Raw genomic sequence first — 16,021 nt, 5'->3', positions numbered from 1 at the left:
CCGGGCTTCTTCCATGAACTGTCAGCAAGGGCTACCCTGCCAACCGTGCCAGTGATTGCTGGCACGGTTGGTGCGATCCGCGCCGTGCCGCGCAGCGGTGCCGCGCGCCCCTCGGTCCCCCACCCCCAGGAGGACGCCGCATGGCATCCAGCAGCAAGCGCCCCCGCCCCCGCGCGTCCGACGACGCCTCCGATACGGACGCCGCTCCGGAGAAGTCCGTCCTGGAGCAGTCCGCCCCGGAGCAGTCCGCCCCGGAGACGCCGGCCGGGGAGGCCCGGGGAACCGGGGACGCGCCGGTCCCGCACGTCCGGGTCGCCGTCATCGGCTCCGGCTTCGGCGGCATCGGCGCCGCCGTCCGGCTGCGCCGCGCCGGCATCACCGACTTCGTCGTCCTCGAACGCGCCGGCTCGGTCGGCGGCACCTGGCGCGACAACAGCTATCCCGGCTGCGCCTGCGACGTCCCCTCCCACCTCTACTCCTTCTCCTTCGCCCCCAACCCGGACTGGCCCCGCAGCTTCTCCGGCCAGCCGGACATCCGCGCCTACCTGGAGAGGGTCACCGACGTCTTCGGCGTCCGCCCCCACCTGAGGCTCGACACCGAGGTCACCGAGGCCCGCTGGGACGCCGGACGTACCCTCTGGCGGATCACCACCACGGCCGGCCGCTGGACCGCGGACGCCGTCGTCTCCGCCGCCGGACCGCTCGCCGACCCGAGGATCCCCGACCTGCCCGGCCTGGACTCCTTCCCCGGCAAGGTCTTCCACTCCGCCCGCTGGGACCACGGCTACGAACTCGCCGGCCGGCGCGTCGCGGTGGTCGGCACCGGGGCCTCCGCCGCCCAGATCATCCCGGCCATCCAGCCCGCGGTCGGCCGGCTGACGGTCTTCCAGCGCACCCCGGCCTGGGTGCTGCCCCGCCGCGACCGGACGATCACCGCGTTGGAGAAGCGGCTGCACCGCCGCCTCCCGTTCACCGCCTCGGCCCGCCGCGGCGCCCTGTTCGCGCTGCGCGAGCTCCAGGTGGACGCCTTCGTCCGGCGGCCCGGCCTGCTCAGGGTGGTCCAGCGCCTCGCCGAGCGGCACCTCGCCGCCGGCGTCGCCGACCCGGCCCTGCGCGCCCGGCTCACCCCGGACTACCGGATCGGCTGCAAGCGCATCCTGCTCAGCAACACCTACTACCCGGCACTCTCCGCCGCCAACACCGAGGTGGTCCCCGGCGGACTGCGCGAGGTGCGGGGCTCGACCCTGGTCGGCGCGGACGGCAGCGAGCACGAGGCGGACGCGATCGTCTTCGGCACCGGCTTCCACGTCACCGACATGCCCATCGGCTCCCGGGTGTTCGGAACCGGCGGCACGAGCTTCGCCGAGGAGTGGAAGGAGGGCATGGAGGCGCTGCGCGGCTCCACCGTGCACGGCTTCCCGAACTTCTTCTTCGTCATCGGCCCCAACACCGGCCTCGGCAACAGCTCGATGATCCTGATGATCGAGTCCCAGCTGAACTACCTGATCGACGCGCTGACCCGGCTCGACGGGATCGGCGCCACCGCGATGCAGCCCACCGCCCGGGCGCAGCGCCGCTGGAACCTGGAACTCCAGCACCGGATGGACCGCACCGTCTGGACCACCGGCGGCTGCCGCAGCTGGTACCTGGACCGCAGCGGCCGGAACACCGTGCTGTGGCCCGGCTCCACCACCTCGTTCCGCCGCGCCACCCGGAGGGTCGACCTCACCGAGTACGAGCTGATCCTCCGCCGGGAGGACCGCCCGGGTCTTCCCGCCGCCCCCGCCACTGCCGCCGCCCCCGCCGCCACCACCGAGACCGGGGAGGTCCTGGTATGAGCCGCCGTCCCGCGATCCCCGCCGACTGCGTCCACCCCGTCCCCGCCGAGGAGACGGAGGTCCGTTCGGCCGACGGCACCCGGCTGCACGTCGAGGTGCACGGACAGCCCGGAGCGCCCACGCTCGTGCTCGCGCACGGCTGGACCTGCTCCACCCACTTCTGGGCGCCGGTGATCCACCGGCTCGCGGACCGGTACCGGGTGGTGGTCTACGACCAGCGCGGCCACGGCCGCAGCGAGATCCCGCCGAGCCGGGTCCGCTACTCCACCCGCGCGCTCGCCGAGGACCTCGCGGCCGTGCTCACCCGGGTCGTCCCGGCGGGCGAGCGGGCCGTCCTGGCCGGCCACAGCATGGGCGGCATGACCGTCATGGCGGCCGCGGCCCGTCCCGAGGTCCTGGACCGCACGGCGGCGGCGGTGCTGGTCTCCACCGGCGCGTCCGGCCTCGTCGACGAACTGCGGATCGTGCCGGGCGTGGTGCGCTCACCGGGGCTGCGGCGCCTGCTGCACCGGCGGATCCTGCGCTCCCGGCTGCCGCTCGGCCCGGCCGGTCCGGCGAGCCGCTCCGGGCTCGGGTACGCGATCATGGGCCCGGACGCGCCCGCCGAGCGCGTCGGCGTGGCGGTCCGGATGGTGCACGCGTGCCCGGGCCGGGTCCGGGCCGGCTGGGCCCGGGTGCTGGAGGGTCTGGACGTCCGTGCCGGGCTGGCCCGGCTCACCGTGCCCACGGCGGTGGTGGTCGGCGCCGACGACCGGCTGACCCCGCCGGTGCACGCGCACCGGATCGTCGCCGCGCTGGCGGATCCGCAGGGGCTGCTCCTGCTGCCCGGCACCGGCCACATGGCGCCCGTCGAGCGTCCGGCCGAGGTCGCGGCCGAGATCGACCGGATGGCGACCGCCCACCTGCGGGGCGCCGACGCCCCCGCCGGGCGCACCGCCGGTCCTGGCACTGCCGACCGCCCCGGGGACGCGCCCGGTCCCGGGGACACGCCCGATCCCGAGAGGACCGCCCTCGCATGACCGCCACCCCGCCGCTCTCCGCCCAGGTCGCCGTCGTCACCGGAGCCGCGCGCGGCGTCGGCGCCGCCCTGGCCCGCACCCTCGCCCGGCGCGGTGCCCGGGTCGCCCTGGTCGGCCTGGAACCGGACGAGCTCAAGGCCGTGGCCGCCCGGTGCGGCCCCGGCGCCACCGCCTGGGAGGCCGACGTCACCGACGCCGGGGCGCTCACCGCCCTCGCCGGGCGGATCGAGGAGCACTACGGCCGGATCGACACCGTGGTCGCCAACGCCGGCATCGCCCTCGGCGGCCCCCTGTTGCAGAACGACCACCGGGCGTTCAGCCGGGTGATCGAGGTCAACCTGCTGGGCAGCGTCGCCACGGCCCGGGCCTTCCTCCCCGCGCTCACCACGACCCGCGGCTACCTGCTGCAGATCGCCTCGCTCGCGGCGCTCACCCCTGCGCCGCTGATGAGCGCGTACTGCGCGAGCAAGTCCGGCGTCGAGGCGTTCGCCCACGCGATCCGCGCCGAGGTCGCCCACCAGGGCGTCAAGGTCGGCGTCGGCTACCTCAGCTGGACCGACACCGACATGGTGCGCGGCGCCGACGAGGACGCCGTGCTGAAGCAGATGCGCTCCCGGCTGCCGTGGCCGGCCAACCGCACCTATCCGCTGGAGCCGGCCGTGGACCGCCTGGCCGCCGGCATCGCCCGGCGCTCCGCGCACGTCTACGCCCAGGCCTGGCTGCGGGGCATGCAGCCGGTCCGCTGGGTGCTGCCGTCGCTGATCGCCGCGGTCGGTTCCCGGGACGTCGCCCGCCTCGCACCGCAGCTCGCCGCCACGGCCGCCACCCGCCTCCGCCCGGTCGGCGCCGGCGGCGCGGCCGACACGGCGGCCCGCGCGGAGCGGCCCTGACCTCCGGGAGGTCGGTGGCCTCCGGTACGCGGCCACCCGCCCGTCGTCCGCGGTCATGAGCCGATGGCCGCGGACCGTTCCCCGGACGTCGCCCGGCTCCCGCCGAAGCCCGGCGCCGCCCCGCGCCACCCGGCCGCGTCCGGTCGGCGTCGGCGAAGCGGCCCGTGCGGACCTACCCGGTTCCCTCCGGTGGTCGGCCTCCCGACCGGAAGGGGGTGCCATCCGTCGCCGCCGACCACCGGAAGCCGCGAGCCGCGCCCGGCTCCTCGGCTGGTGGTTTCCGGTGGTCGCCTTCCCGCTCGTCGCCGGGCGGAGCGGCCCTGACGGGGCGCAGACCCCGGGGCCGCCCGCCGGGGGAGGTCACCCCTCGTCGTCCGGGGCCGCGAGGTGCTTGAAGGTCTCGTAGGACGTCTGCACGAAGCTGTTGGCCAGGTCGGGCCCGGAGTTGGTGAGGGCGGCGACGGCGGTGGCGGTCTGCGGGCAGAGGCCGACGAGAGCCGTGAAGCCGCGTGTGGCGCCGGTGTGGAAGAGCAGGTCGCGGCCGTCCGCCGTGCGGCGCTCGTTCCAGACCAGGCACACCCGGTCGTCCGAGCGCGGCAGCCGCAGCCGCGCACGCCGGACGTCGCGCAGCGCGGCCCCGAACGGGCCCTCGCCCGGCTCCAGGTGGGCGCGCAGGAAGCGCAGCAGGTCGGCGCCGCCGGCCCGGACGGCGCCCGCGCCCGGGAGGCCGGGGATCCGCCAGGGCGGCAGTGCGCGGCCGCGGTGGTAGCCGGTCGCGCGGTGCGGGGCGTCGGGGGAGCAGGTGACGGTGCCCAGGCCGAGCGGACGGGAGATCCGGTCGGTGAGCAGTTCCGGGTAGCCGGGGCTGCGGCCCGCCTCGACGAGCAGCCGGCCGAGCAGCCCCACCCCGAAGTTGGAGTACCAGTACACCTCGCCGGGCGGGCGTCGCACGGTGGTCGCGGCGAGGCCGGCCCGCAGCCGCTCCTCGTCGTAGGCGGCGTAGGGGTTGGTGTTCCAGCGGGGGAGGGCGCTCGCGGTCAGGCCCGGGGGCAGGCGCGGCAGGCCGGCGGTGTGGGTGGCCAGGTGGAGCAGCCGGACCGGGCCGCCGCGCCGGACGCGGGGCGGCCGCCAGCCGTCGGGGAGGTGGCGTTCGAGCGGGTCGTCCGGGGACAGTTCGCCGCGCGCTGCCGCGTCGGCCAGCAGCAGGGCGGTGAACACCTTGCTGATGGAGCCGAGTTCGTAGCCGGTGCCGGGGGTGCAGGGCTCGCCGTCGCGGGCCGTGCGGCCGTGGCAGTGGACGGCGCTGCGGTCGCCGCGCGCCACGGCCAGGGTCACGGCGGTGGCGTGCGGCCCGGCGGCCCGGACGAGCCCGGCCAGTGACTCCCGGCCGGGCCCGCCCTCGGCCGGTCCGGTCCCCGGGGCCGTCCCGCTCCGGGGCACCGTGGTGCTCACCGCGTGCTCACGCCGGGACCGCCGCGCCGCCGAGCGCGCGGGAGAGGGTGACCGTGCCCGCCACGACCGCGACGACGGCGGTGTGCTCGTGGTCCTGGAAGGCCTTCTCCGGGTCGTCCGAGACCGGCTCGGCGCTCTCGCGCGGGATCAGGCCGTCCTCGCGCTGGATCGCGGCGAGCGCCTCCCAGCCCTGCGTGCCGGTGACGGGCTCGCCGATGCAGGAGTCGACCACGAGCAGCTCGCCGACGAGGTCCCACTGGCCGACCTCCAGCCAGGTGTCGAGCCAGACCGGCAGCCAGTTGCGGACGTACTCGCGCATGTGCTCGGGCATCCGCTCCGGCTGGGCGCCCCAGTCGGTGAGGTGGAAGACGGCGTGGGTGATGTGATAGCCGGTCAGCCAGTCGATCGCCCAGGGTTCGGGGGTCTGGCCGAGCCAGGTCCGGGCGGTGAGGGCGGCCAGGTCGTCGGGCTGGTTGCGCAGGCCGATCACCCGGCGCGCGTTGGCGAGGGCGAGCCGCCGGTTGGGCATCATCTCGGTGGCCTGGAGCCCGCGCACCTTGGTGAGCGACTCCAGCAGCTCCTCCAGCGGTGCGTGCCGGTAGCCGGCCCGTGCGAAGTGCACGTACGTCTCCAGCGGGTCGGTCATCACCGGGTAGCGCAGCAGCCGTTCGTACAGCAGGTTGCCCTCGCGCAGCTGGGACCAGCCGAAGTCCAGGAGCTCGCGGGCGATCTGCGCGTCGTGCGGGCCGGTGACGCCGTCGCGCAGCACGAGGGACGCGGCGAGCGCGGACTCGGCGAGCGGCTTGTAGGCGTTGTTCGGGTCGGCGAGGTCGATGGTGACGTCGTCGGGGAGCCGGCCGAAGCCGCGCCGGTGGCACTCGTGCAGCCAGGACATCGCGCGCGAGCCCAACTGCTGGGCGCCGGCCAGGATCCGGTGGTCGGTCATCAGGATTCTCCGCTCAGCAGGCGTTCCGCGACGGCGAGTTCGAGCGTGGTGCGGGCGCTGCCGTCGCCGACGGCGAGGATCCGTTCCAGCATCGGCTCGACCTCCAGCGGCAGCGTCCGGCCGTCGGCGGCGAGCCAGGCGAGCCACCTGGTCAGCCGGGCGGCGACCCGGTGGTCGCAGCGGAGGAGCGAGCGGACGGCGCCGCGGGCCAGGTCGAGGCGGTGCTCGCGGGCGGCGTCGTGGACGGGACCGTCGAGTCCGGGCAGCGCGAGGGCGGACAGCTGTGCCATCCGGACCGACCAGGCCTGCCAGGCGTGCGGCTCGGGGCGCGGGGCGTGGCCCGGCCGGGGTGCGCCGCGGCCGTCGTCGTCGCCGGCCGGTGCGGGCAGCAGGGTCCCGGCGGCGGGGCCGAGGGCCTGGGTCAGCAGCACCGTGGTGGCCCAGTCCCGCCACGCGGTGACCAGGGCGGCACCGGCGGCGCGGGCGTGGTCCTCGTGGTCCGCGGGGGTGCCGGCGGCCGGGGCGCCGGGGGAGGCGGCGGGGGCCGGGAACGCGGTGGGCGGGAAGGCCCGGTGGGCCTCGGCCAGCAGCAGGACGGCTTGTTCGTCCGGTCCGGCGGCGCCCAGCAGCTGGGGCGCGAGCACGTCCGGCCCGAGCACCCGGGCGGCGGCGAGGACCGGACGCGGCGCGGGGCCGGGACCGGGGGCGGCGGGCGTGACCGCACCCCCGACTCCCCGGAGGGCGTCGAGGGTGCGGCCTGCCAGCCGCTCCACCGCTGCGGCGTACTCGTCGCGGAGCGAGAGATCGGCGGTTGGCATGGTTGCGTGCTTCTCCTTGGAGTGGGCTTCGCGGGGTCACGGGGCGGCGGCGCATGGACGCGGCGGCCCCGCCGGGGCCCGGGTTGTCGGCCGGTGGCCCCGGCCGTCGCGCTCACGGCCCCGGCGGGACCGGAGGGCCGTGGCGCGACGGGACTCCGTGCTTCGCCCGGTACCGTCGGTTCCGACTACCGGGTCTTCTCCTTCGGCGGCTTCGGGGACAGCAGGAGCGCGCCTGCCAGCAGGAGCAGCGCGGCGGCTTCGGGGCGGTACGTGGGCGCGTCGCTGACGGTCGCCTCGTCCTCCGTGATCAACATGCCGAGTGCGTCGATCTCGGCCTGCGTGGCCAACGTGGTATGGGTGGTCTGAGCAAGCATCCGAGTGCCTCCTCATCGAAGTTCCACCGCCTGGTCCGGCGGTACGCCCCCCTCGATCGACGATACGAGCACGAACCGCGAGGCGCCACCCCTGTACGCTCGGTGACCGCCGTCACGGAGAGGCGCCGCCCCGGTGCCCGCCGGCATCGCCCGGGTACCACCGGTACCGGGGAGTAGGTACGGTCGCTGCATGACCACTGCCTTGATCACCGGCGCGACCGCCGGCATCGGAGCCGCCTTCGCCCGACGGCTCGCGCGGAGCGGCTACCGGCTCGTCCTGGTGGCCCGCGACACCGAGCGGCTGGAGGGTTCCGCCGCGGACCTGCGGGGGAGGTTCGGCGTGGAGGTGGAGGTGCTCGGCGCCGACCTCGCCACCGAGCGGGGCATCGCGGACGTCGAGGCCCGGCTCTCCGACGACGCCCGCCCGGTGGACCTGCTGGTGAACAACGCCGGCTTCGGCAACCGGGGGGCCTTCTCGACCGTGCCGCTGCAGGACGAGCTGGACATGCTGAAGGTGCACGTCGAGGCGGTGCTGCGGCTGACCACGGCCGCGCTGCCGGGGATGCGGGCGCGCCGGCGCGGCGCGGTCGTCAACGTCGCCTCGGTGGCGGCCTTCCTGCCGCGCGGCACCTACGGGGCCAGCAAGGCCTGGGTGGTGAGCTTCACTCAGGGCGTGATGCGGGACCTCGGCGGGACCGGGGTGCGGCTGATGGCGCTGTGCCCGGGCTTCACCCGCACCGAGTTCCACGAGCGGGCGGGCATGGGCACGGAGAACATCCCGGCCTGGGGCTGGCTGTCGGCCGAGCGCGTGGTCGACGAGGCGATGCGCGACCTGGCCCGCGGGCGCTCGGTGTCGGTGCCGAGCAGGCGGTACAAGCTGGCGGTCGCGGTGGCCCGGGTGCTGCCGGCCGGGAGGCTCGGCGGCGTCTCCTCCAAGGCGGCCCGGACGTACCGCACCACCTGAGCCGACGGCCCGGCCGCGGGGCACGCGGGGCGCCGCACGCCGACGTACCGCACGCCGGGGGCGACCGGGGCGCCGGGCCGGCCGGGCGGGGCGGGGTGGCCGAGGCGGGCGGCCCGGTATGGCGAGGTAATCTCACTATTAGCTTTGCTAACTATGAGCCTTTCTCGTTATGCTGGCGGCCGCCCGACCGCCCACCCCGCCGTCGGCGCGCGCCCACGGGCGCCGCGCCCGCGCGACCCGTCCCAGGGAGGCTGCCCGACCGTGCGCCCCGAAGGCATCCAGTGGACCCCGCCCGCCCGCGCCGAGGGCGAACCGCGCCCGCCGACCCCGTGGCGCCGCATCCTCGCGCTCTTCCGCCCCTACTCCGGCCGCCTCGCCGTCGTCGGCCTGCTGGTCGCCGCCTCCGCCGTGGTCTCGGTGGCCACGCCGTTCCTGCTCCGTGCCGTCCTGGACACCGCCATCCCGCAGGGCCGCACCGGACTGCTGACCGCGCTGGTGCTCGGCATGGTCGCCGCCGCCGTCGTCAACAGCGTCTTCGGCGTGCTGCAGACGCTGATCTCCACCACCGTCGGCCAGCGGGTCATGCACGACCTGCGCACCGCCGTCTACCGCCACCTCCAGCGGATGTCACTGGCCTTCTTCACCCGCACCCGCACCGGCGAGGTGCAGTCCCGGATAGCCAACGACATCGGCGGCATGCAGTCCACGGTGACCTCCACCGCCACCTCGCTGGTCTCCAACTTCACCGCCGTGATCGCCTCGGTGGTGGCCATGGTGGCGCTGGACTGGCGGCTCACCGTGATCTCGCTGCTGCTCCTGCCACTGTTCGTCTGGATCAGCCGCCGGGTCGGCAACGAGCGCAAGAAGATCACCGGCGAACGGCAGAAGCAGCTCGCCGCGATGAGCTCGGCGGTGCAGGAGTCGCTCTCGGTCAGCGGCATCCTGCTCGGCCGCACCATGGGCCGGTCCGACTCGCTCTCCCGGGAGTTCACCGGCCAGTCCGACCGGCTGGCCGAGCTGGAGGTGCGCGCCTCGATGGCCGGCCGCTGGCGGATGAACACCATCCAGGTCGTGATGGCCGCGATGCCGGCGGTGATCTACTGGGCGGCCGGCATGACCGGGGCCGGTGGCGCGCCGATCGTCTCGACCGGCACCCTGGTCGCCTTCGTCTCGCTCCAGCAGGGGCTGTTCCGACCGACCGTCAGCCTGCTCTCCACCGGCGTCCAGGTGCAGACCTCGCTGGCGCTCTTCCAGCGGATCTTCGAGTACCTCGACCTCCCCGTGGAGATCGACGAGCCCGAGCACCCCGTCACCCTGGAGCACATCCGGGGCGAGGTCCGCTTCGAGGGCGTCGACTTCCGCTACGACCCGCAGCAGGAGCGGCCCACCCTGTCCGGGGTCGACCTGCGGATCCCGGCCGGCGGCTCACTCGCGGTGGTCGGCGAGACCGGCTCCGGCAAGACCACGCTCAGCTACCTGGTGCCCCGCCTCTACGACGTCACCGGCGGGCGGGTCACCCTCGACGGCGTCGACGTCCGCGCGCTGTCCTTCGAGACGCTGGCCCGCGCGGTGGGCGTGGTCTCCCAGGAGACCTACCTCTTCCACGCCTCGGTCGCCGACAACCTGCGCTTCGCCAAGCCGGACGCCACCGACGCCGAACTCGTCGCCGCCGCCCGGGCCGCCCGGATCCACGACACCGTCGCCGCTCTGCCGGACGGTTACGACACCCTGGTCGGCGAGCGCGGCTACCGCTTCTCGGGAGGGGAGAAGCAGCGCCTCGCGCTCGCCCGCACCATCCTGCGCAACCCGCCGGTGCTGATCCTCGACGAGGCCACCAGCGCGCTGGACAACAGCACCGAGCGCGCCGTCCAGGAGGCGATCGACATCCTCGCGGCGGGCCGCACCACCATCACGGTCGCGCACCGGCTCTCCACCGTGCGGGCGGCCGACCGGATCGCCGTCCTGGACCGCGGGGAGGTCGCCGAACTCGGCAGCCACCAGGAGCTGCTGGCGGCGGGCGGGCGCTACGCCGCCCTGCTGCGCCGGGAGGCCCCGGCCGAGGCCGTCGCCCGCTGACCGGGGGGAGGGTCCCGGACGGCGGGCGGCCGGACGGCGTTGAGCACGCGGCGTGGTGACCGGCCGCGTGGTGACCGGCGGTGCGGCGGCGGGTTGTTCGGGGCGGTGGGGCGCCGTTCGGGACGGCGGCGGCCGGCCCGGCGGTGGCTCAGGCCGCCTTGGGGATCTCGTTGTACGACCCGACGACCTCCTGGCCGGAGAGCCGCTGGATCCCCGCCATCACCTCGTCCGTGACCTGGCGGCGGGCCTTGAGCGAACGGGCCTGGCCGTGCAGCTCGTCGAAGTGCAGCGGCTCACCGAACCGGACCGTCACCTTCTTGAGCCGCGGCAGCCGCTTGCCGACCGGCAGGATCCCCTCCGGCCCCTCCAGGGCCACCGGCACCACCGGGACGCCGGCGGTCAGCGCCAGCCAGGCCACGCCGGTCTTGCCGCGGTAGAGCCGGCCGTCCAGCGAACGGGTGCCCTCGGGGTAGATGCCGAACGCCTTGCCGTCCTCCAGGATCTCCAGCGCCCGCTCCAGCGAGGCCTGGGCCGACCGGTAGGTGCCGCGCTCGACCGGGACGGCGCCGATCCCCTCGAAGAAGCCGCGGGACAGCGCGCCCTTGAGCCCGCTGCCGGTGAAGTACTCGGCCTTGGCCAGGAAGTGCACCCGGCGCGGTGCGGTGAGCGGGATCACCACGCTGTCGATGAACGACAGGTGATTGCTGGCCAGGATGACGCCGCCCTTGCGCGGCACGTTCTCGATGCCCTCGATGGAGGGCCGCCAGATCCCCCGGGCGAGCGGTTTCAGCACCAGCCTGGTGACGAGATCGATCATGGTCCCTCCCTGGACGAGCACGCCCGAGAGGTGCCCGGGCCTGGGGTTACTACGAGCGGCGTGCGGATTTCCCGGCCGGGCCGGGACACCGACCCGCAGACTACGACACCCACCCCCGCGGCCGTCCACTCCCGCCCACCGTGGCGCTCACCACGGCCGGGTAGGGTACCGCCGTCGGAAAACGCACATCAGCAGTTCATCAGTCCTCAGGAGGGACCCCATGGCAGACGTCGACGGCATCCGCGCGGCGTTCGACAAGTTCGACGTGAACGGCGACGGCCGGATCACCGCCACCGAGTACGCCCTGGTGGCGCGCGAGCTCGGGGACCTGACCACCTCGATCGCCGTGGCCGAGGCCGTCATCAAGCAGATGGACACCAACCACGACGGCGAGCTGACCTTCGACGAGTTCCTCGCCGCGCGCCAGGGCTGAGCCGACGCCGCACGGGCCCCGGGGTGCTCCCCGGGGCCCGTCGCCGTGTCACCCCCGCGGCCCGCGCCGCCGCCGTCCCCGCCGTCCCCGCCGTCCCCGCCGGAGCAGCGGCGGCCTGGGCGGCGTGGCCGGTGCCGGCGGTCGGCGGTGAGTGGTCGGTGGCCGGCGTCAGCGGTCGGTGGTCGGGAACACCCGGCGGACCACCCGCTCGGCCGCCCCGCCGTCGTCCCACGGGCAGAACCGCTTGCGGAACTCCGCCCGCGCCACCGGCTCCGGGTCCCCGGCCAGCAGCGCCGCCGCCAGCCCCTCCGGCTCCGTGGTCAGCGCACCCGGCGGCTGCTCGAACAGGTCGAAGTAGACGCCCCGGTCCCGCCGGTACTCCTCCCAGTCGGGCGCGAAGATCACGATCGGCCGGTCCAGCACGGCGTAGTCGAACATCATCGACGAGTAGTCCGTGACCAGCACGTCGGCCGCCAGGTAGAGGTCCTCCACGGTCGGGTGCTCCGACACGTCCAGGATCTGCGCCGCGTCCTCCTCCGCCGTCAGGTCGCCCGGACCCCCGGTGTGGAAGTAGTGGGTGCGGACCAGCAGCGTGAACCCCGGCCCCAGCCGCCGCGCCAGCTCCCGCACGTCCAGCAGCGGAACGTAACCGCCGCGCGCCTCCCGGTGGGTGGGCGCGTACAGCACGGCCGTGCTCCCCGGCGCCAGCCCGAACCGCTCGCGCATCGCCGCCACCTCGGCCGGGGTGGTGTTCGCCAGCCGGTCGTTGCGCGGGTAGCCGGTGTCCAGCATCTCGTACCGGCCGGGGAAGGCCCGGGCGAAGTGCTCGCTGGTGTGCGGGTTGGAGGAGACCAGGAAGTCCCAGCGGTCGACGGCCTCCTGGAGCCGGTCGAAGTCCATCCCGTCCGCGGCCACCGGGTGGTCCCTGAGGTCCATCCCCATCGCCTTGAGCGGCGTGCCGTGCTGGGTCTGCACGTGCACCGTGCCGGACCGCTTCGCCATGGTGCGCGGGAAGTTGACGTTGTTCACGAAGTACTTGGCGGTGGCCATCGCCTTCAGGTACGCCGGGGTGTTCACAACGACGTAGGGGACGCCCTCCGGCAGCGTCGCCGCCCGGGCGCGGTCCTCCACCACCCAGACCCCGCGGACCCCGGGCGCCAGCTCCTTCGCCTTCTCGTAGATCGCGGCCGGGCTGCAGGCGTAACCCCGGTGCCAGTACGCGGCGTACACGGCCAGCGAGGAGTCGAGCGGCATCCGGCGGAAGGCGTTGTACGCGGTGAACCGGGCGCTGCTGCGCATCCCCTTCCTCAGGGCCGGCGCCACCGCCCGCGCCCCGCGCTTGAGTTCGCGCGGCAGGCGCCCGGTACGGCGCAGCTCCCCGTACGCGCGCCGGGCCCCGCGTGCCGCGAGCCGGTACTGCACCCCGCGCACGCCCCCGGGGAAGCGGTAGCCGGCCGGGCGGTGCCGGGTGAAGTGCGCGGCGGTCCGGCGGAAGAAGTCGGGCCGCAGCCCGACCGGGACCAGCCCCGGGGTGTCGTAGACGGTCAGCGCCTGCTGCACGGTCCGTTCGAAGACCAGGGTGCGCAGCGCCTCGGGGACCGGCCGGCCGGGGCGGTCGGGCCGGTCCAGGAAGGCGAAGATCGCGTCGTACTGGGCGAAGGCGTCGGCGTGCTTGGCGGAGGCGGTGCTGGTGATCGCCCCGGCCCGGCCGCGCCGGTAGAAGTAGCAGGGCCGGTCGAGGTAGCGCAGCCGCCCGGCGGCGAGCAGCGCCGGGTAGGTGACGGAGATGTCCTCGTAGTAGCCACGGCCGAAGGAGACGCCGAGGCCGAGCAGGAACTCCCGGCGGAACACCTTGTTCCAGACCGACATCACCGTCTTGAACAGTGCCGGGTGCTCGGCCAGTGTGCACCCCTCGACCAGCGGGGAGCCGGTCAGCACGTGCCGCCAGGGGTTGGGCTCGGTCCCGCCGTCGGGATAGACGTGGGTGAAGTCGGTCAGCAGCACGTCGGCGGGGGCCTCCCCGCGCTCCTCGCGCCCGGTCTCCGCCGAGAGCTCGGCGAGCAGGGCGGCCACCGTGCCCTCGGGGACCCAGTCGTCGCTGTCCACGAACCAGACGTAGCGGCCGCGCGCCTCGGGCAGCGCGGCGGTGCGGGCGCCGCCGAGGCCCTGGTTCTCGGGGAGGTGGAGGACGCGCAGGCGCGGGTCGCGGGCCGCGTACTCGTCCAGGATCGCGCCGCTGCGGTCGGGGGACCGGTCGTCGACCGCGATCACCTCGAAGCGGGACTCGGAAGGCCCGGAGCGGGGCCCGGAGGCATCCGCGAGGAGGGAGTCGAGGCAGCGGGGCAGGAAGCGTTCCACCCCGTGGACCGGGAGCACGATGCTGAGGAGGACTGGCACGCTGGCCGAGTCTACCGAGCGGGCCGCGGTGCGGAACGCGCAGGTCGCCGCCGCCGGGGGCACCGGAGCGGACACCGGAGGAGCCGCCGGTGCCGGACCCCGAGCGGGGCGGCACCGGCAGCCTGGTGGCGGCCCGGCCGACCCTCTACGGCCTGCCGCCGTCCCGGGCACCGCCCGCGCCTGGCCGCCGCAGCGTCGGGGCGGCCTGGCAGTAGACACGGGAGAGCCGGAATCTTCATCAGTCGAACACAGCGGTGGGCGCGGCTGGCGCCCGCGTGATCGATACTGATATTGCTTGGAGCCAGGGCTCGCGTCAATCCCTCGTCTGTGTTCACTTCCTAAACGGATAGTCGTATCGCGCAAGGGGTGAGGCCGAGGGCGTGGCGGGCGCCCGGCGGACCGGGGTGGTGAGGCCTGGATCACATCGTGCGCCGGAGCGCCGCCGCCCCGGCGGGCGCCGCACGGATGCCCCCGAGGCCCTGGTGACACGGGCCCGATCGCGCACCATCATTGATGCCTAGTCGTGACCGGTCGGGCGGCCCCTGGTGCGGTGTCAGTTGACGCCGCACGATACGGTGGCAGAACACCAGGACGGTTGCGCGAAGACCGTCCGTCGCGGATAGTCTTCGCCTCACGGCCCTGGCGCCTCGTAGGGGTGGGAATTCAGATGGAACACATGCAAGTGCGGACTCGGCCTCGCGTGCCGGCGATCCAGTGCGGTGTCGGCACGACCGGCCGCCGGATCGACCGGCACCTGACCGTGCTCGGCGCGCCCGCACTCCCGGCGGTCGACACCGCCGAGGCGCTCGGGTTGATAAGGGAACTGACGCCCCGTGGCACCAGCGCCCCGGCCGCGCCCACGCGTCGGCACCGGGTCAAGCTGCTGGCGCCGCTGCGCCGGCTGCGGCGCGGGCTCTTCGGCGGGCGCGGCTGAGCCGCGGCCTCCGGCCGCCCTCCGCACCCACCTGCACCGACCCGACGGATCCCCCGGGACCGTCGGGTCTTCGGCGTCCCCTGAAGCGGGCCGGGCGGGTCGGTCCTGCCCGGTCGTGTTCCGGGTGGTGTTCCGGTCGTGTTCCGGGTCCGGCCGTGTTCCGGGGCGGTCCGGAATTGGTCTGAACCTTTCATGGTACGCCGACTTGCCCCTCCGGCACGGGGAGTCGGCGAGGCTGGCCGGAGCACCCCCGGACGTGGGTGAGGATGGCGCCATGGCGGACCACATCTACTCCCGTTCCCTTTCGCATCCGACCTCCCACGCCCCGTCCCACTCGGGGTCCTTCCGGACCGAGACCTTCGAGATCACCACCGGCAGCCGTGAGGTCGCGCTCGACATCACCGACCGCTGCACCCGCTTCCTCGACGAACACGCCGTCGGGCGGGACGGCCTGCTCAACGTCTTCGTCCCGCACGCCACGGCCGGGATCGCCGTCCTGGAGACCGGCTCCGGCAGCGACGACGACTTCCTCGCCACCCTGCGCTCGCTGCTGCCGGCCGACGACCGCTGGCGGCACCGGCACGGCAGCCCCGGCCACGGCCGCGACCACGTCGTCCCCGGCCTGGTCGCCCCGCACGCCACCCTCCCGGTGATCGGCGGACAGCTGGCACTGGGCGTCTGGCAGTCGGTGGTCCTGGTCGACACCAACGGCGACAACCCGCGCCGGACACTCCGGCTCTCCTTCCTGGGCTGACCCCGGGCGGGGTCGGCCGCGGGGTGCGGGCCGGGTGCCGGCCGGCGGCGCGTCGTTCCCGAGGGGGAGCCCGCGGTGCTGTCAGGAGCGCCCGGGCCGGATGGGGCCACGACCGGGGTGGTGGCGGAGTGCCTGTGCCTCTTGGTCGCGGCGGCCGGGCGGCCGCGTGGCCGTCGGGGAGGGCCGGGCCGCCACCGTGCGTCCGGCGGCCTTCAAGGCCGTCGGCGGCGGGTGCGGGCACGTGGCGCGTCGCCGTGGGCGGTGTCCTCCGGGACAGCGCCCGCCCACCGCCGCCGTGGGGTGCCCCAC

General features: G+C 75.2%; 15 protein-coding genes. 9 read left to right on the top strand and 6 right to left on the bottom strand.

Annotated features, from left to right (window positions below):
• The first annotated feature begins 140 nt into the window (after window positions 1-140).
• From ACFCX4_RS11420 to ACFCX4_RS11410, 3 genes are read left to right on the top strand one after another with little or no spacing between them, the layout of a single operon-like run.
• Complete coding sequence (locus tag ACFCX4_RS11420) at window positions 141-1,838, top strand: flavin-containing monooxygenase (RefSeq protein ID WP_376140830.1); 1,698 nt, start codon at window positions 141-143, stop codon at window positions 1,836-1,838.
• Window positions 1,835-2,857, top strand: coding sequence for an alpha/beta fold hydrolase (locus tag ACFCX4_RS11415; RefSeq protein ID WP_376140828.1), 1,023 nt, complete (start codon window positions 1,835-1,837; stop codon window positions 2,855-2,857). The genes ACFCX4_RS11420 and ACFCX4_RS11415 overlap by 4 nt, the downstream gene beginning before the upstream one ends.
• Window positions 2,854-3,747, top strand: coding sequence for an SDR family oxidoreductase (locus ACFCX4_RS11410; protein WP_376140827.1), 894 nt, complete (start codon window positions 2,854-2,856; stop codon window positions 3,745-3,747). The genes ACFCX4_RS11415 and ACFCX4_RS11410 overlap by 4 nt, the downstream gene beginning before the upstream one ends.
• Before the next feature lie 360 nt (window positions 3,748-4,107).
• Here ACFCX4_RS11410 and ACFCX4_RS11405 read toward each other — a convergent pair whose 3' ends face one another.
• From ACFCX4_RS11405 to ACFCX4_RS11390, 4 genes are all read right to left on the bottom strand, one after another.
• Window positions 4,108-5,199: a serine hydrolase domain-containing protein gene (locus ACFCX4_RS11405; RefSeq protein WP_376140825.1), complete on the bottom strand. Its 1,092-nt coding sequence runs from the start codon at window positions 5,197-5,199 to the stop codon at window positions 4,108-4,110.
• Window positions 5,200-5,206: 7 nt separating this feature from the next.
• A complete protein-coding gene (locus ACFCX4_RS11400; RefSeq protein ID WP_376140823.1) occupies window positions 5,207-6,145 on the bottom strand; it encodes a DUF6895 family protein in 939 nt (312 codons plus the stop codon).
• The gene (locus tag ACFCX4_RS11395; RefSeq protein WP_376140821.1) at window positions 6,145-6,963 is read right to left on the bottom strand and encodes a hypothetical protein; all 819 of its coding nucleotides are present in this window, start codon (window positions 6,961-6,963) and stop codon (window positions 6,145-6,147) included. Before ACFCX4_RS11395 ends, ACFCX4_RS11400 begins: the two co-directional genes overlap by 1 nt.
• Before the next feature lie 185 nt (window positions 6,964-7,148).
• Entirely contained in the window at window positions 7,149-7,337 is a 189-nt protein-coding gene (locus ACFCX4_RS11390) for a hypothetical protein (protein WP_376140819.1), read from the bottom strand.
• Between the two features lie 190 nt (window positions 7,338-7,527).
• Between ACFCX4_RS11390 and ACFCX4_RS11385 the strand changes: the two genes are divergently transcribed.
• Together ACFCX4_RS11385 and ACFCX4_RS11380 are read left to right on the top strand one after the other, a co-directional pair.
• The gene (locus ACFCX4_RS11385; RefSeq protein ID WP_376140817.1) at window positions 7,528-8,301 is read left to right on the top strand and encodes an SDR family NAD(P)-dependent oxidoreductase; all 774 of its coding nucleotides are present in this window, start codon (window positions 7,528-7,530) and stop codon (window positions 8,299-8,301) included.
• 261 nt (window positions 8,302-8,562) lie between these two features.
• Window positions 8,563-10,377, top strand: coding sequence for an ABC transporter ATP-binding protein (locus tag ACFCX4_RS11380; protein ID WP_376140816.1), 1,815 nt, complete (start codon window positions 8,563-8,565; stop codon window positions 10,375-10,377).
• A 148-nt stretch (window positions 10,378-10,525) separates the two neighbouring features.
• Here the strand turns inward: ACFCX4_RS11380 and ACFCX4_RS11375 are convergent, their stop codons facing one another.
• Complete coding sequence (locus tag ACFCX4_RS11375; protein ID WP_376140814.1) at window positions 10,526-11,194, bottom strand: lysophospholipid acyltransferase family protein; 669 nt, start codon at window positions 11,192-11,194, stop codon at window positions 10,526-10,528.
• A 220-nt stretch (window positions 11,195-11,414) separates the two neighbouring features.
• Here ACFCX4_RS11375 and ACFCX4_RS11370 point away from each other — a divergent pair, with 220 nt between their 5' ends.
• A complete protein-coding gene (locus ACFCX4_RS11370) occupies window positions 11,415-11,627 on the top strand; it encodes an EF-hand domain-containing protein (protein ID WP_376140812.1) in 213 nt (70 codons plus the stop codon).
• 168 nt (window positions 11,628-11,795) lie between these two features.
• Here the strand turns inward: ACFCX4_RS11370 and ACFCX4_RS11365 are convergent, their stop codons facing one another.
• Window positions 11,796-14,024 carry a CDP-glycerol glycerophosphotransferase family protein gene (locus tag ACFCX4_RS11365; protein WP_376140810.1) on the bottom strand — a complete coding sequence of 743 codons (2,229 nt, stop codon included), beginning with the start codon at window positions 14,022-14,024 and terminating at the stop codon, window positions 11,796-11,798.
• A gap of 89 nt (window positions 14,025-14,113) precedes the next feature.
• Between ACFCX4_RS11365 and ACFCX4_RS11360 the strand changes: the two genes are divergently transcribed.
• The 3 genes from ACFCX4_RS11360 to ACFCX4_RS11350 all read left to right on the top strand — a co-directional run bounded on the left by ACFCX4_RS11360 (window position 14,114) and on the right by ACFCX4_RS11350 (window position 15,712).
• Complete coding sequence (locus tag ACFCX4_RS11360; RefSeq protein ID WP_376140808.1) at window positions 14,114-14,239, top strand: hypothetical protein; 126 nt, start codon at window positions 14,114-14,116, stop codon at window positions 14,237-14,239.
• A gap of 452 nt (window positions 14,240-14,691) precedes the next feature.
• Window positions 14,692-14,958 (top strand): hypothetical protein, encoded by a 267-nt coding sequence (locus ACFCX4_RS11355; protein WP_376140806.1) that lies wholly within the window; start codon window positions 14,692-14,694, stop codon window positions 14,956-14,958.
• Window positions 14,959-15,232: 274 nt separating this feature from the next.
• Window positions 15,233-15,712 (top strand): YjbQ family protein, encoded by a 480-nt coding sequence (locus ACFCX4_RS11350; protein ID WP_376140804.1) that lies wholly within the window; start codon window positions 15,233-15,235, stop codon window positions 15,710-15,712.
• Window positions 15,713-16,021: the final 309 nt, after the last annotated feature.

Source organism: Kitasatospora sp. NPDC056327 (assembly GCF_042261735.1).
Taxonomy (GTDB): Bacteria; Actinomycetota; Actinomycetes; order Streptomycetales; family Streptomycetaceae; genus Kitasatospora.
The sequence above is the reverse complement of the archived record's forward strand: the minus strand, read 5'-3'. Positions and strand labels throughout refer to the sequence as shown.